The sequence below is a fragment of the Pseudomonas aphyarum genome, from assembly GCF_028657055.1.
GTDB classification, from domain to species: domain Bacteria; phylum Pseudomonadota; class Gammaproteobacteria; order Pseudomonadales; family Pseudomonadaceae; genus Aquipseudomonas; species Aquipseudomonas aphyarum.
The window spans coordinates 133,231-148,453 of record NZ_JAMDGS010000011.1; the positions used below are offsets into that span (position 1 = coordinate 133,231).

Below are 15,223 nucleotides of genomic sequence, written 5' to 3' on the forward strand. Positions count from 1 at the left end.
GAGCAATAGTGATGGAAACCCGCAAGCCAAACCGCCTGCCGTTCCATCGCCTGGCGGTTTTTCCGGTGTTAATGGCTCAATTTGTCATTTTGCTCATTGCCGCTTTGGCGCTCTGGCAATGGCACGGAGTCGTTGCCGGATACTCGGGACTTTGCGGAGGCCTGATAGCCTTGCTGCCCAATGTTTATTTCGCTCACAAGGCATTTCGGTTTTCCGGCGCCCGAGCAGCCCAGTCCATCGTCCGGTCTTTCTATGCCGGCGAGGCAGGCAAACTGATTTTGACGGCAGTGCTGTTTGCACTGGTGTTTGCAGGTGTGAAGCCACTGGCGCCGATCGCTGTATTCGGCGCCTTCGTGCTGACTCAGTCGGTCAGCTGGTTCGCTCCCCTGCTGATGAGAACAAGACTTTCGAGACCTTAGGGCGTTTGAGGCAACCATGGCAGAAACAACCGCTTCGGGCTATATCCAGCACCACTTGCAGAACCTGACCTTCGGTCAGCTACCCAACGGCGGCTGGGGCTTTGCCCACACCGCAGCAGAAGCCAAGGAAATGGGCTTCTGGGCTTTCCACGTCGATACTCTCGGCTGGTCGGTCGCGCTGGGTCTGATCTTCGTTCTTCTTTTCCGCATGGCGGCCAAGAAGGCGACTTCCGGTCAGCCGGGTGCACTGCAGAACTTCGTTGAAGTCCTGGTCGAATTCGTCGATGGCAGCGTGAAAGACAGCTTCCATGGCCGTAGCCCGGTGATCGCACCGCTGGCACTGACCATCTTCGTCTGGGTGTTCCTGATGAACGCCGTCGACCTGGTACCGGTCGACTGGATTCCTCAGCTGGCCATCCTGATCTCCGGCGACCACCACATCCCGTTCCGCGCCGTGTCGACTACCGACCCGAACGCGACCCTGGGCATGGCGTTCTCGGTTTTCGCACTGATCATTTTCTATAGCATCAAGGTCAAGGGCCTCGGCGGCTTCATCGGCGAGCTGACCCTGCACCCGTTCGGCAGCAAGAACATCTTCGTTCAGGCCCTGCTGATCCCGGTGAACTTCCTGCTGGAATTCGTGACCCTGATCGCCAAACCGATCTCTCTGGCTCTGCGTCTGTTCGGCAACATGTATGCCGGCGAGCTGGTGTTCATCCTGATCGCTGTGATGTTCGGCAGCGGCCTGCTCTGGCTGAGCGGCCTGGGTGTTGTTCTGCAGTGGGCGTGGGCTGTGTTCCACATCCTGATCATCACCCTGCAGGCGTTCATCTTCATGATGCTGACCATCGTCTACCTGTCGATGGCGCACGAAGAAAACCATTAAGACCAGTCTCGACTAGTCTGATGTCCTTCCCGGTCAAACGGGAAGGGGCTCCTCACGGGGCACCATGAAACGATTTGTTTTACCGCTTTAATCTAAAAAACCTAAACCATACGACGTAAAAGTCGGGAGGAAAGATGGAAACTGTAGTTGGTCTAACCGCTATCGCTGTTGCACTGTTGATCGGCCTGGGCGCACTGGGTACCGCAATTGGTTTCGGCCTGCTGGGCGGCAAGTTCCTGGAAGGCGCAGCGCGTCAGCCAGAAATGGTTCCAATGCTGCAAGTTAAAATGTTCATCGTTGCCGGTCTGCTCGACGCCGTAACCATGATCGGTGTTGGTATCGCTCTGTTCTTCACCTTTGCGAACCCGTTCGTTGGTCAAATCGCTGGCTAATCATTCGGATTTTCCGAGTGATTTGGTGTGATGGACAACGTAACTGCGAGGTGTTGGCGTGAACATTAATGCGACCCTGATTGGCCAGTCCGTTGCGTTCCTGATTTTTGTACTGTTCTGCATGAAGTATGTATGGCCTCCGGTCATCGCTGCTCTGCACGAACGTCAAAAGAAGATCGCTGATGGTCTGGACGCTGCCAGCCGTGCAGCTCGCGACCTGGAGTTGGCCCAAGAGAAAGCGGGTCAGCAACTGCGCGAAGCGAAAGCTCAGGCAGCTGAAATCATCGAGCAAGCCAAGAAACGCGGTAACCAGATTGTCGAAGAGGCCGTTGAAAAGGCCCGTGTCGACGCTGACCGTGTGAAGGTTCAGGCTCAAGCCGAGATCGAACAGGAACTGAACAGTGTCAAAGACAAGCTGCGCGCCCAAGTGGGCTTGCTGGCTGTCGGCGGCGCCGAGAAGATCCTGGGTGCCACAATCGATCAAAACGCGCACGCAGAGCTGGTTAACCAACTGGCTGCTGAAATCTAAGCGAGGGCGATCATGGCAGAACTGACCACGTTGGCCCGACCTTACGCTAAGGCGGCCTTCGAGCACGCTCAGGCCCACCAGCAACTGGCCAATTGGTCAGCCATGCTCGGCCTGGCTGCAGCGGTGTCACAAGATGACACCATGCAGCGCGTGCTCAAGGCCCCGCGACTGACGAGCGCAGAAAAGGCCGCCACGTTCATTGACGTGTGCGGCGACAAGTTTGATGCCAAGGCACAGAACTTCATCAATGTCGTTGCCGAAAACGACCGTCTCCCGCTTCTGCCGGAGATCGCCGCTCTTTTCGACCTGTACAAGGCCGAACAAGAGAAATCGGTAGACGTTGAAGTGACCAGTGCTTTTGCATTGAACCAAGAACAGCAAGACAAACTCGCCAAGGTTCTCAGTGCACGACTCAACCGGGAAGTGCGCCTGCAAGTTGCGGAGGATGCTGCCCTTATAGGTGGTGTCGTCATCCGCGCCGGCGACCTGGTTATCGATGGCTCGATTCGCGGCAAAATCGCGAAACTTGCCGAAGCATTGAAATCTTGAGTTTGAAGGGGCAGCAGAGCAATGCAGCAACTCAATCCTTCCGAAATAAGTGAAATTATCAAGGGCCGCATCGAAAAGCTCGATGTGACCTCCCAAGCCCGTAACGAAGGCACTGTCGTCAGCGTATCTGACGGTATCGTGCGGATTCACGGTCTGGCCGACGTCATGTACGGCGAGATGATCGAGTTTCCGGGCGGCGTCTACGGTATGGCCCTCAACCTGGAGCAAGACTCCGTAGGTGCCGTTGTACTGGGCGCATACACGACTCTGGCTGAAGGCATGAGCGCCAAGTGCACCGGCCGCATCCTCGAAGTTCCGGTTGGTAAGGAACTGCTGGGTCGCGTTGTCGACGCACTGGGTAACCCTGTTGACGGCAAAGGTCCACTGGGCAACACCGAGACCGACGCGGTCGAGAAAGTTGCTCCGGGCGTGATCTGGCGTAAGTCGGTAGACCAGCCTGTACAGACTGGCTACAAGGCTGTCGATGCCATGATCCCTGTCGGCCGTGGCCAGCGTGAGCTGATCATCGGTGACCGTCAGATCGGTAAAACCGCTCTGGCGATCGACGCGATCATCAACCAGAAAGACAGCGGCATTTTCTGCGTCTACGTGGCAATCGGTCAGAAGCAATCGACCATCGCCAACGTGGTTCGCAAGCTGGAAGAAAACGGTGCACTGGCTAACACCATCATCGTTGCAGCGAGCGCTTCGGAATCTGCAGCACTGCAATTCCTGGCTCCGTACTCCGGTTGCACCATGGGTGAATTCTTCCGCGACCGCGGTGAAGACGCGCTGATCGTTTATGACGATCTGTCCAAGCAAGCAGTGGCTTACCGCCAGATTTCCCTGCTGCTGCGCCGTCCACCAGGCCGTGAAGCTTACCCAGGCGACGTGTTCTATCTCCACTCCCGTCTGCTGGAGCGCGCATCCCGCGTTTCGGAAGAGTACGTAGAGAAGTTCACCAACGGCGCAGTGACCGGCAAAACCGGTTCCCTGACCGCACTGCCGATCATCGAAACTCAGGCTGGCGACGTTTCCGCGTTCGTTCCGACCAACGTGATTTCCATCACCGACGGTCAGATCTTCCTGGAATCGGCCATGTTCAACTCGGGCATCCGTCCTGCAGTGAACGCCGGTGTTTCGGTATCCCGTGTGGGTGGTGCCGCTCAGACCAAGATCATCAAGAAGCTGTCCGGTGGTATCCGTACCGCTCTGGCTCAGTACCGTGAACTGGCGGCATTCGCCCAGTTCGCTTCTGACCTGGACGAAGCGACCCGCAAGCAACTTGAGCATGGTCAGCGCGTTACCGAGCTGATGAAGCAGAAGCAATACGCGCCAATGTCGATCGCCGACATGTCGCTGTCGCTGTATGCCGCTGAGCGTGGGTTCCTGACCGACATCGAAATCACCAAGATCGGCAGCTTCGAACAAGCGCTGATCGCTTTCTTCAACCGCGATCACGCCGATTTGATGGCCAAGATCAACGTTAAAGGTGACTTCAATGACGAAATCGACGCTGGCCTGAAGGCTGGTATCGAGAAGTTCAAGGCCACCCAAACCTGGTAAGCCGCAGCGGGAGCCGCAAGGCTCCCGCTTGCTAACCTGATAGGTGTTACATGGCAGGCGCAAAAGAGATTCGCAGTAAGATTGCGAGCATCAAAAGCACGCAAAAAATTACCAGCGCCATGGAAAAAGTGGCGGTCAGCAAAATGCGCAAGGCACAAATGCGCATGGCTGCTAGCCGTCCTTATGCGGAGCGTATCCGCCAGGTAATTGGGCATCTGGCCAACGCCAACCCGGAATACCGCCACCCGTTCATGATCGATCGCGAAGTAAAGCGCGTCGGTTATGTCGTGGTGAGCAGTGACCGTGGTCTGTGCGGCGGCTTGAACACCAACCTGTTCAAGGCCCTGGTCAAGGACATGGCGGTAAACCGCGAAAACGGCGTCGAGATCGATCTGTGTGTCGTTGGTAGCAAGGGTGCGGCCTTTTTCCGCAACTTCGGCGGTAACGTCGTTGCAGCTATCAGCCACCTGGGTGAAGAGCCGTCGATCAATGATCTGATCGGCAGCGTCAAGGTGATGCTGGATGCCTATCTGGACGGCCGTATTGACCGCCTGTCCGTGGTGTCCAACAAGTTCATCAACACCATGACGCAACAGCCTACCGTGGAGCAGTTGATTCCACTGGTGGCGACCCCGGATCAAGAACTCAAGCACCACTGGGACTACCTCTACGAACCAGACGCCAAAGAGCTGCTTGACGGCTTGATGGTGCGTTACGTGGAGTCGCAGGTGTACCAGGCGGTGGTCGAGAACAACGCGGCTGAACAGGCTGCGCGGATGATCGCGATGAAGAACGCTACCGACAACGCCGGTGATTTGATCAGCGATTTGCAGCTGATCTACAACAAGGCGCGTCAGGCTGCGATCACCCAAGAGATCTCGGAAATCGTCGGCGGCGCTGCCGCGGTTTAACGGTTCAAATATTCAGAGGATCCAGCTATGAGTAGCGGACGTATCGTTCAAATCATCGGCGCCGTTATCGACGTGGAATTTCCACGCGACAGCGTACCGAGCATCTACGACGCCTTGAAGGTTCAAGGCGCCGAAACCACTCTGGAAGTTCAGCAGCAGCTGGGCGACGGCGTGGTTCGTACCATTGCGATGGGCTCCACCGAAGGCTTGAAGCGCGGTCTGGACGTCAACAACACTGGCGCAGCCATCTCCGTACCGGTCGGTAAAGCGACTCTGGGCCGGATCATGGACGTACTGGGCAACCCGATCGACGAAGCTGGCCCGATCGGCGAAGAAGAGCGCTGGGGTATCCACCGCGCCGCTCCTTCCTTCGCTGAACAAGCTGGTGGCAACGAGCTGCTGGAAACAGGCATCAAGGTTATCGACCTGGTTTGCCCGTTCGCCAAGGGCGGTAAAGTCGGTCTGTTCGGTGGTGCCGGTGTAGGCAAGACCGTAAACATGATGGAACTGATCCGTAACATCGCCATCGAGCACAGCGGTTATTCCGTGTTCGCCGGTGTGGGTGAGCGTACTCGTGAGGGTAACGACTTCTACCACGAGATGAAGGACTCCAACGTTCTCGACAAGGTAGCCCTGGTCTACGGTCAGATGAACGAGCCACCGGGAAACCGTCTGCGCGTAGCGCTGACCGGTCTGACCATGGCCGAGAAGTTCCGTGACGAAGGTAACGACGTTCTGCTGTTCGTCGACAACATCTATCGTTATACCCTGGCCGGTACCGAAGTATCCGCACTGCTGGGCCGTATGCCTTCGGCAGTAGGTTACCAGCCGACCCTGGCTGAAGAGATGGGCGTGCTGCAAGAGCGCATCACTTCGACCAAGCAAGGTTCGATTACTTCGATCCAGGCCGTATACGTACCAGCGGACGACTTGACTGACCCGTCGCCAGCGACCACGTTTGCTCACCTGGACGCCACCGTCGTTCTGTCCCGTGACATCGCTTCCCTGGGTATCTACCCAGCGGTAGACCCACTGGACTCGACTTCGCGTCAGCTGGACCCGAACGTGATCGGCAACGATCACTACGAGACCGCTCGTGGTGTTCAGTACGTGCTGCAGCGTTACAAAGAGCTGAAGGACATCATCGCGATCCTGGGTATGGACGAGCTGTCGGAAGCCGACAAGCAGTTGGTAAACCGTGCTCGTAAGATCCAGCGCTTCTTGTCGCAGCCGTTCTTCGTGGCTGAAGTCTTCACCGGTGCTTCGGGTAAATACGTTTCCCTGAAAGACACCATTGCTGGCTTCAAAGGCATCCTCAACGGTGACTACGACCACCTGCCAGAACAAGCGTTCTACATGGTCGGCGGCATCGAAGAAGCGATCGAGAAAGCCAAGAAACTGTAATCCAGGCGCCTGGCAACGGGCGCTAATTTAGGTTGAGGCAATCAGATGGCTATGACAGTCCATTGCGACATCGTCAGCGCGGAAGGAGAAATCTTTTCCGGCCTGGTCGAGATGGTGATTGCGCACGGTGCTCTGGGTGATCTTGGTATCGCTCTGGGCCACGCGCCGCTGATCACTAATCTGAAGCCAGGTCCGATCCGCCTGATCAAGCAAGGCGGGGAAGCCGAGGTGTTCTACATCTCCGGTGGTTTCCTCGAGGTTCAGCCGAACATGGTCAAGGTGCTTGCCGATACCGTGCAACGTGCCGCCGACCTGGATGAAGCTCAGGCTCAAGCAGCTCTCAAGGCTGCCGAAGCTGCTCTGCATGAGAAGAGCGCAGATTTCGACTACGGAGCTGCGTCCGCACGTCTGGCCGAGGCTGCAGCTCAGCTGCGCACCGTCCAGCAGATCCGCAAGAAGTTTGGCGGTTAATCCGTCAGCCACTTGTTGTGCGATTGATAAAAAAGGGTAGCCTCGGCTACCCTTTTTTCTTTTCCGACTTTCAAAAACCCGGTCGCAGTTGCTGACCACCCAGGATTGGTAGCCAGTCATGTCTCTTGAAATCGTAATCCTCGCGGCCGGTCAAGGCACCCGCATGCGCTCCGCGCTGCCAAAAGTGCTGCACCCGATTGCCGGCGATTCCATGCTTGGTCATGTTATCCACAGCGCCCGTCAATTAGATCCACAGCGCATTCACGTGGTCATCGGCCACGGCGCTGATGTGGTACGCGAGCGTCTGGCCGCTGACGATCTGAATTTCGTTTTGCAGGACAAGCAACTGGGCACCGGCCACGCCACTGCCCAGGCTGTTCCGTTCATCACCGCCGATACCGTACTGATTCTCTACGGCGATGTGCCGCTGATTGAAGTCGAGACCCTGCAGCGCTTGCTCAAGCACGTTGTTCCCGGGCAGATGGGTTTGCTCACAGTCGAACTGGACGACCCTACCGGTTACGGCCGTATCGTGCGCGATGCCGACGGCAAGGTCGCCGCGATCGTCGAGCACAAGGACGCCAGCGAAGCGCAACGCGCGATCACCGAAGGCAATACCGGCATTCTGGCGGTGCCGGCCAACCGTCTGGCGGACTGGATGAGTCGCCTGTCGAACAACAACGCTCAGGGCGAGTATTACCTGACCGACGTCATCGAGATGGCAGTCAGCGATGGTCTGACCGTCGCCACCGAACAACCGCACGACCCGATGGAAGTGCAGGGCGCCAACGATCGCAAGCAACTGTCCGAGCTGGAGCGTCATTACCAGTTGCGCGCCGGTCGCCGTTTGATGGCTCAGGGTGTCACCCTGCGCGATCCGGCCCGGTTTGATGTGCGTGGCGAAGTGACCGTCGGTCGCGATGTGCTGATCGACATCAACGTGATACTCGAAGGCAAGGTCGTCATCGAGGACGACGTGGTCATCGGCCCGAACTGCGTAATCAAGGACAGCACGTTGCGCAAAGGTGTGGTGGTCAAGGCCAACAGCCACATTGAAGGCGCGGTTTTGGGCGAAGGCAGCGATGCTGGCCCGTTTGCCCGACTGCGTCCGGGCACTGTGCTGGAGGCCCGTGCCCATGTGGGTAACTTTGTCGAGTTGAAGAACGCGCGCATGGGTGAAGGCGCCAAGGCCGGGCACCTGACTTACCTGGGCGATGCCGAGATCGGTGCGCGCACCAACATCGGCGCCGGCACCATCACTTGCAACTACGACGGCGCCAACAAGTGGAAAACCGTGTTGGGTGAGGACGTGTTCATCGGTTCGAACAACTCGCTGGTGGCGCCTGTGGATATCTCCGCCGGGGCGACCACCGCAGCCGGTTCGACCATCACCCAGAATGTGGATAACGCGCAATTGGCCGTTGGCCGTGCGCGGCAGAAGAACATCGATGGCTGGAAGCGGCCGGAGAAGATCAAGAAAAGCTGAGTTATCCACAACGCTCGAATCAAAATAAGACCGCCGCCAGCGGTCTTTTTTATGGGCGCCTGCTTGACGATTTGCAGCTGATAGGTTTTGATTGCTTCCGTTATCTTTCGAATCGAAACTTAATCAACCATGTCGAAACGCAATACACCTCAGCGCCGTCACAACATTCTGGCTTTGCTCAATGAGCAGGGCGAGGTGAGTGTGGATGAACTGGCCAAGCGCTTCGAAACTTCGGAAGTTACGATTCGCAAGGATCTCGCCGCCCTGGAAAGCCACGGCTTGCTGCTGCGTCGCTACGGCGGAGCCATCACCATGCCGCAGGAGCTGGTGGCAGACACCAGCCTCAACGTTTCCAAATACAAACAGGCGATCGCCCGCGCAGCGGTCACACGCATTCGCGAGCACGCCCGCATCATCATCGACAGCGGCAGTACCACCGCCGCCATGATCCCCGAGCTCGGCCAACAGCCGGGACTGGTGGTGATGACCAACTCCCTGCACGTGGCCAACGCCCTGAGCGAACTCGAACACGAGCCGGTGCTGCTGATGACCGGCGGCACCTGGGATCCGCACTCGGAATCCTTTCAGGGCCAGGTCGCCGAGCAGGTACTACGCTCTTACGACTTCGACCAGTTGTTTATCGGTGCCGATGGCATCGACCTGGTGCGTGGTACCACCACGTTCAATGAATTGCTCGGCCTGAGCCGGGTGATGGCCGAAGTGGCGCGGGAAGTGATCGTGATGGTCGAGGCCGACAAGATCGGCCGCAAGATTCCCAACCTGGAGCTGCCATGGAGCAGCGTTCATACCCTAATTACCGATGATCGCCTGCCTTCAGAGGCACGGGATCAGATTCAGGCTCGCGGTATCAACTTGATTTGCGCGACTGTCAGTCAGGAGAAATAAGCATGTGTGGAATTGTCGGCGCCGTTGCTGAACGTAATATCACCGCCATCCTGCTCGAAGGCCTCAAGCGTCTGGAATACCGGGGCTATGACAGCGCCGGTGTTGCGGTCTACACCAATGACGGCACTCTGGAGCGCACACGTCGTGTGGGCAAGGTCAGTGAACTGGATGCTGCGCTGGCCGAACACCCACTGGTCGGTCGCCTCGGTATTGCCCACACGCGCTGGGCAACCCATGGTGCGCCGAACGAACGTAACGCCCACCCGCATTTCTCCGGCGACATCGCCGTGGTGCACAACGGCATCATTGAAAACCACGAGGCGCTGCGCGAACAACTCAAGGCGTTGGGTTACGTGTTCACATCGGACACCGACACCGAAGTCATCGCCCACCTGCTCACCCACAAACTCAAGGATCTGCACGACCTGACCGTTGCCCTCAAGGCCACCGTCAAGGAACTGCACGGTGCTTACGGTCTGGCGGTGATCAATGCGCAGCAGCCGGACCGTCTGGTTGCTGCCCGTAGCGGCAGCCCGCTGGTGATCGGCCTGGGCCTGGGCGAGAACTTCCTCGCCTCCGATCAATTGGCCCTGCGTCAGGTGACTGACCGCTTCATGTACCTGGAAGAGGGCGATATCGCCGAGATCCGCCGTGACAGCGTGCAGATCTGGGACGTGAACGGCCAGGCGGTCGAGCGCCAGACCGTGCAGTACAGCGATGGCGCCGAAGCGGCAGAAAAAGGCGAGTACCGCCACTACATGCTCAAGGAAATCCACGAGCAACCGGTCGTGGTGCAACGTACCCTCGAAGGGCGTCTGAGCGAGAATCAGGTTCTGGTACAAGCCTTCGGCCCGCAAGCCGCCGAGCTGTTCGCGAAAGTACGCAACGTGCAGATCGTGGCGTGCGGCACCAGCTACCACGCCGGCATGGTTGCCCGTTACTGGCTCGAAGAGCTGGCCGGGATTCCGTGCCAGGTCGAAGTCGCGAGCGAGTTCCGCTACCGCAAGGTGGTGGTGCAGCCGGACACCCTGTTCGTCACCATCTCCCAGTCCGGCGAAACCGCCGACACCCTGGCCGCCCTGCGCAACGCCAAGGAACTGGGCTTCCTCGCCAGTCTGGCGATCTGCAACGTCGGCATCAGTTCGCTGGTCCGTGAGTCCGACCTGACCCTGCTGACCCAGGCCGGTCGTGAAATTGGCGTGGCCTCGACCAAAGCCTTCACCACGCAACTGGTGGGTCTGCTGCTGCTGACACTGTCCCTGGGTCAGGTTCGTGGCACCTTGGCCGATGGCGTGGAAGCGAAGCTGGTCGAAGAATTGCGCCGTCTGCCTACCCGCCTCGGCGAAGCCCTGGCGATGGACAGCACCGTGGAAAAGATTGCCGAGCTGTTCGCCGAGAAGAACCACACGCTGTTCCTGGGCCGTGGCGCGCAATTCCCGGTGGCGATGGAAGGGGCCTTGAAGCTCAAGGAAATCTCATACATCCACGCCGAAGCCTACCCGGCCGGTGAACTGAAACACGGCCCGCTGGCGCTTGTGGATAACGACATGCCAGTCGTGACCGTCGCACCAAACAACGAGCTGCTGGAGAAGCTCAAGTCCAACCTGCAGGAAGTCCGCGCCCGTGGCGGCGAACTGATCGTGTTCGCCGACGAAAAAGCCGGGATGACCAACGGCGAAGGCACCCACGTGGTACAGATGCCGCACATCCACGACATCCTGTCGCCGATCCTCTACACCATTCCGCTGCAACTGCTGTCGTACTACGTTGCTGTGCTCAAGGGCACGGACGTGGATCAGCCGCGCAATCTGGCGAAGTCGGTGACGGTGGAGTGATTGAGGTTGTACTGCGGTTGATTTGGGTTTCCGAAACAAGCGGTATTGCGACAATAAAACCTGTCATGCGTGACCACGGCCTCTAGTAGGGGGCCGTGCACCCAGCGCGCATGCTGAGATGCGCGCTGCCTCAAATTCCCTATAGATGGCACATTATCCATTTTCTTCCGGTACATACTGGTCTGTTAACCATTTTTTTGACGTGTAAACCACTGTGGTTTACAGTTTGAAAATATGGTTAACAAGAAGCTAGGACATGCCGAATTTACAAGACGAAGCCAAGGCCTACATCGAGTCCGTGCTCGGCGTGACTGCGCGACTTGAGCTGGCGCACCCTAGAGTTCCTTTCAACATCCGGGATAACTACAAAACCTACGAACTGAGCATCCCGATGGGGCATCACTCAGCGCTTAACATGATGCTACTAGTCACCCGTGACGACGTTGATTACCCAGGCATCGTGAAACTGCAGAAGCACGTCGAGTTGGTGCGCAAAGCAACCAACCAGGTAATAACCTTCGTCTGCAGATCTCTGACGATCCAAGACAGGCGCAGCCTGATCACGCATCAGATCAATTTTATCCAGCCCGGCTTCCAGATGTTCATACCGGAGATGGCGCTAGACCTACGCGAAAGTTTCCGCCAGCGTCGAGAGCGAAGCGAGGTTATTGCCCTCCTTCCCGCCGCTCAAGCCATGCTTCTCTCGTGCCTTTATGCGGGCATCCCCGACAAAACCTACTTCACGACCAACGCTTTGCTGGGTGATTTGGGATACAGCCGTGTGACCTTATCGAAAGCAGTGGAGCAACTGACCTCGCTGGAGGTGATTATCCCAGTGAAAAGCCAACTGCACTGGAGAACCTACGCTTTCAGCGGATCTCCTTCTGAGGTGTTCCGAAAAGCCAAGCAATACCTGCGCTCACCCGTCAAAAAGAGAGTTGGCATCACTCGCAACACTATTCCCATGGCGCCCGGTGTATGTCTCGCAGGAGAAACTGCTCTGGCGAAGTGCACGATGCTGGCGGAGCCCGAGCAGGCCGTATGGGGCATGACCAAGAAAGTGTTTGACGACATGCTGGCGCTTGATGCGTTCGAGGTAGTCGAGTCGGTGGATGCGATCAAGGAATGGGTGGAGATTTGGGCGTATCCGTCGCTCAGTGAAAGACGCTACATAGCTGATGCAGCATCGCTGTTTTTGAGCTTGGAAGATAATCCTGACGAACGCATTCAGATTGCGTTGGATGAACTCAAGGAGCAAGTTGAATGGTTAGCGTGAGAGGTCTAGACGTATTCGGTCGGCATTTTCGCGAATACCGCGATCGCTACGTCCTGATCGGTGGCGTTGCCTCCGCTCTGGCAATGGAAGACGCGGGTGAAAGCTTCAGGGCCACCAAGGACCTGGACATCGTCCTGGTGATCGAAGCCCTGGATGCTGAATTCGTCGCGCATTTCTGGGACTTCATCAAAGCGGGCGGGTATGAGATCAGGCAGAGAGGCGGTGATCGTCCTAACCCTGTCTTTTATCGATTCCAGGGCCCGAAAGACGAAGCGTACCCGGTCATGATCGAACTCTTTTCACGTGTACCTGAAGGTTTGGAGCATGAGGAGAACGCGACGCTGACCCTTATCCCTACAGGTGAGTCAGTTTCGAGCTTGAGTGCCATCCTTCTAAATCAGGACTACTACAGTTTCCTTCTAGCGGGCCGCCAGCAGAGTGAGGAGCTTACCTACATCAGCGCTGATCGGCTCATCCCCTTCAAGGCCAAAGCCTGGCTCGACCTTTCTCAGCGCAAAGAAAACGGAGAAAGTGGGATCGATAGTCGGGACATTAAAAAGCACCGAAACGACGTCCTGCGCCTTTCCGGCCTATTGACCGGCGAGGTGTTCGAGTTGCCCGAAAGCCTCACCGTAGATATGGCACAGTTCCTTGAGCTTATGGCAGCTGAAAACATCGACCTCAAAACACTGAAGATGCGGGGCGATCTTCCGTCCATTATCAGTCGCATCGCAGAGTCGTTTGGTCTTCAACGGTCCTCATAAAAATCCGCGAACTACGCCTGATAATTGAATTTCTTACGGCACTCAAAGCCAGGTAACTAAAGGCTTCGAACGTAGCCTTGAATCCGCGGAAAAATCCGTGATTCTGCTTGGACCGGACTTGCATCAGCGGATGAACGCCGCGGTTTAGGAGTGGAAAAGTGGATCGCTTCCAGGAAATGCAGGTCTTCGCCATCGTCGCCCAGGAGCAGGGCTTCTCCGCTGCCGCGCGGCGCCTGGGGCTGTCGGCGGCCAGCGTGACCCGGGCGGTGGCGGCGCTGGAGCAGCGGATCGGCACGCAGTTGTTGATCCGTACCACCCGCAGCGTGCATTTGAGCGAAGCGGGTCTGCGATACCTGGAAGACTGTCGGAGAATTCTCGCCGAGGTGCAGGAAGCGGAGGACTCCGCTGCCGGCAGTCATACCCAGCCCCGTGGGCAGTTGACGGTGACGGCGCCGGTTTTATTCGGTGAACAGTTCGTCACACCGGTGATGGCGCGTTATCTGACGCAATACCCGGACGTTTCCATCAATGCCCTGTTGCTCGACCGGGTGGTGAACATGGTCGAGGAGGGTGTCGATGTCGCGGTGCGTATCGGTGAGTTGCCGGACAGCAATCAGCATGCGATCCGGGTCGGCGAGGTGCGGCGGGTGATTTGCGGCTCGCCGGAGTACTTTGCGATCCATGGCCGGCCAACTCATCCACAGGCCTTGGCCGGGGCGCCGGTGGTCGCGACGTCGGCCATCGGCCAGCAGCGCAGTTGGCCATTCATGGAACACGGTGAACTCATTGGCGTAAAACCGGAGCCGCGTCTGGTGGTCACGGCCAATCAGGCTGCGATCACGGCAGCGTCGCTGGGCCTGGGGCTGACCCGGGTGCTGTCTTATCAGGTGGCCAGCAAGGTGGCTTGCGGTGAACTGGAAATCGTCCTCGCCGAGTTCGAACTGCCTGCGCTGCCGATCCATGTGGTGTATCAGGGCGGGCGCAAGGCGCCGGCGCGGGTCCGCAGTTTTGTCGACTTCATGGTGAACGCATTGCGTGAACATCCAGCGCTGAAAAATGCGGCTTTATTTCATCCGAAGAAATAATGGATTGCGTTTGCTGGTGATTCTGTTGTTTTCGCGATAGGTGGAAGATGGCTGCCACGGCCGCCGTCGATCCTGAACGGCGCATTCGTTCAGCGGAGTCGACCATGCAAGCGATCAAACTCTACAACTTCCCGCGTTCCGGCCACGCCCATCGCGTCGAACTGATGTTGTCCCTGCTGCAATTGCCGACCGAGCTGGTGTTTGTCGACCTTGCGAAAGGTGAGCACAAGCAGCCGGGTTACCTGGCTATCAACAGCTTCGGGCAAGTGCCGGCCATTGATGACAACGGCGTGGTGCTGGCCGACTCCAATGCGATCCTCGTCTACCTGGCTCAGAAATACGGCAACGGTCGCTGGCTGCCAAGCGATCCGGTCGGCGCCGCGCACGTACAGCGCTGGTTGTCGGCGGCTGCCGGGCCGATTGCTTTCGGTCCCGCCGCCGCACGCTTGATCACGGTGTTCGGGGCGAAGTTCAACGCCGAAGAAGTCATCACCCGTGCGCACAACTTTCTCAAGGTGATGGATGTGGAACTGGGCAAAACCCCGTACCTGACCGGCACTGAGCCTACCATCGCCGATGTCTCGGCCTACAGTTACATCGCCCATGCGCCGGAAGGCAATGTGGCGCTGGACGACTACGCCAACGTTCGCGCCTGGCTGGCGCGCATCGAGGCGTTGCCCGGTTTTGTCGGCATGCCGCGCACCGTCGCCGGCCTGCAAACCACCGCCTGACTTTGATCATCCA

General features: G+C 57.9%; 16 protein-coding genes. All 16 read left to right on the forward strand.

The genetic code is table 11. The features are described from left to right. Positions 1–11: 11 nt before the first annotated feature. The 16 genes from M5G18_RS16670 to M5G18_RS16745 all read left to right on the forward strand — a co-directional run bounded on the left by M5G18_RS16670 (position 12) and on the right by M5G18_RS16745 (position 15,210). On the forward strand, positions 12–419 hold the full coding sequence (locus M5G18_RS16670) for a F0F1 ATP synthase subunit I (RefSeq protein ID WP_003229783.1): 408 nt from the start codon (positions 12–14) through the stop codon (positions 417–419). A gap of 16 nt (positions 420–435) precedes the next feature. Next, entirely contained in the window at positions 436–1,305 is an 870-nt protein-coding gene (gene atpB, locus M5G18_RS16675; RefSeq protein ID WP_007954148.1) for a F0F1 ATP synthase subunit A, read from the forward strand. A gap of 134 nt (positions 1,306–1,439) precedes the next feature. Further along, the gene (atpE, locus tag M5G18_RS16680; RefSeq protein WP_003097235.1) at positions 1,440–1,697 is read left to right on the forward strand and encodes a F0F1 ATP synthase subunit C; all 258 of its coding nucleotides are present in this window, start codon (positions 1,440–1,442) and stop codon (positions 1,695–1,697) included. A 58-nt stretch (positions 1,698–1,755) separates the two neighbouring features. Next, entirely contained in the window at positions 1,756–2,226 is a 471-nt protein-coding gene (locus M5G18_RS16685) for a F0F1 ATP synthase subunit B (protein WP_003229781.1), read from the forward strand. Positions 2,227–2,238: 12 nt separating this feature from the next. Beyond that, positions 2,239–2,775 carry a F0F1 ATP synthase subunit delta gene (locus M5G18_RS16690; protein WP_007911956.1) on the forward strand — a complete coding sequence of 179 codons (537 nt, stop codon included), beginning with the start codon at positions 2,239–2,241 and terminating at the stop codon, positions 2,773–2,775. 21 nt (positions 2,776–2,796) lie between these two features. After that, positions 2,797–4,341: a F0F1 ATP synthase subunit alpha gene (gene atpA / locus M5G18_RS16695; protein WP_011336716.1), complete on the forward strand. Its 1,545-nt coding sequence runs from the start codon at positions 2,797–2,799 to the stop codon at positions 4,339–4,341. Between the two features lie 50 nt (positions 4,342–4,391). Further along, positions 4,392–5,252, forward strand: coding sequence for a F0F1 ATP synthase subunit gamma (gene atpG / locus M5G18_RS16700; RefSeq protein ID WP_007954161.1), 861 nt, complete (start codon positions 4,392–4,394; stop codon positions 5,250–5,252). Between the two features lie 27 nt (positions 5,253–5,279). Next, positions 5,280–6,656 (forward strand): F0F1 ATP synthase subunit beta, encoded by a 1,377-nt coding sequence (gene atpD, locus M5G18_RS16705; protein ID WP_007954162.1) that lies wholly within the window; start codon positions 5,280–5,282, stop codon positions 6,654–6,656. A gap of 45 nt (positions 6,657–6,701) precedes the next feature. Continuing rightward, positions 6,702–7,127, forward strand: coding sequence for a F0F1 ATP synthase subunit epsilon (locus M5G18_RS16710; RefSeq protein ID WP_007954164.1), 426 nt, complete (start codon positions 6,702–6,704; stop codon positions 7,125–7,127). A 118-nt stretch (positions 7,128–7,245) separates the two neighbouring features. Continuing rightward, the gene (glmU, locus tag M5G18_RS16715; protein WP_085612472.1) at positions 7,246–8,613 is read left to right on the forward strand and encodes a bifunctional UDP-N-acetylglucosamine diphosphorylase/glucosamine-1-phosphate N-acetyltransferase GlmU; all 1,368 of its coding nucleotides are present in this window, start codon (positions 7,246–7,248) and stop codon (positions 8,611–8,613) included. 129 nt (positions 8,614–8,742) lie between these two features. Continuing rightward, positions 8,743–9,519 carry a DeoR/GlpR family DNA-binding transcription regulator gene (locus M5G18_RS16720; RefSeq protein WP_273898130.1) on the forward strand — a complete coding sequence of 259 codons (777 nt, stop codon included), beginning with the start codon at positions 8,743–8,745 and terminating at the stop codon, positions 9,517–9,519. A gap of 2 nt (positions 9,520–9,521) precedes the next feature. Beyond that, complete coding sequence (glmS, locus tag M5G18_RS16725; RefSeq protein ID WP_273898131.1) at positions 9,522–11,354, forward strand: glutamine--fructose-6-phosphate transaminase (isomerizing); 1,833 nt, start codon at positions 9,522–9,524, stop codon at positions 11,352–11,354. Between the two features lie 256 nt (positions 11,355–11,610). Beyond that, the gene (locus M5G18_RS16730; RefSeq protein ID WP_273898132.1) at positions 11,611–12,630 is read left to right on the forward strand and encodes a hypothetical protein; all 1,020 of its coding nucleotides are present in this window, start codon (positions 11,611–11,613) and stop codon (positions 12,628–12,630) included. Continuing rightward, positions 12,618–13,394, forward strand: a complete 777-nt coding sequence (locus M5G18_RS16735; protein ID WP_273898133.1) for a hypothetical protein — start codon at positions 12,618–12,620, stop codon at positions 13,392–13,394. The genes M5G18_RS16730 and M5G18_RS16735 overlap by 13 nt, the downstream gene beginning before the upstream one ends. Positions 13,395–13,552: 158 nt before the next feature. Next, positions 13,553–14,479 carry a LysR family transcriptional regulator gene (locus M5G18_RS16740; protein ID WP_273898134.1) on the forward strand — a complete coding sequence of 309 codons (927 nt, stop codon included), beginning with the start codon at positions 13,553–13,555 and terminating at the stop codon, positions 14,477–14,479. 104 nt (positions 14,480–14,583) lie between these two features. Next, positions 14,584–15,210: a glutathione S-transferase family protein gene (locus M5G18_RS16745; RefSeq protein ID WP_273898135.1), complete on the forward strand. Its 627-nt coding sequence runs from the start codon at positions 14,584–14,586 to the stop codon at positions 15,208–15,210. Positions 15,211–15,223 lie beyond the last annotated feature (13 nt).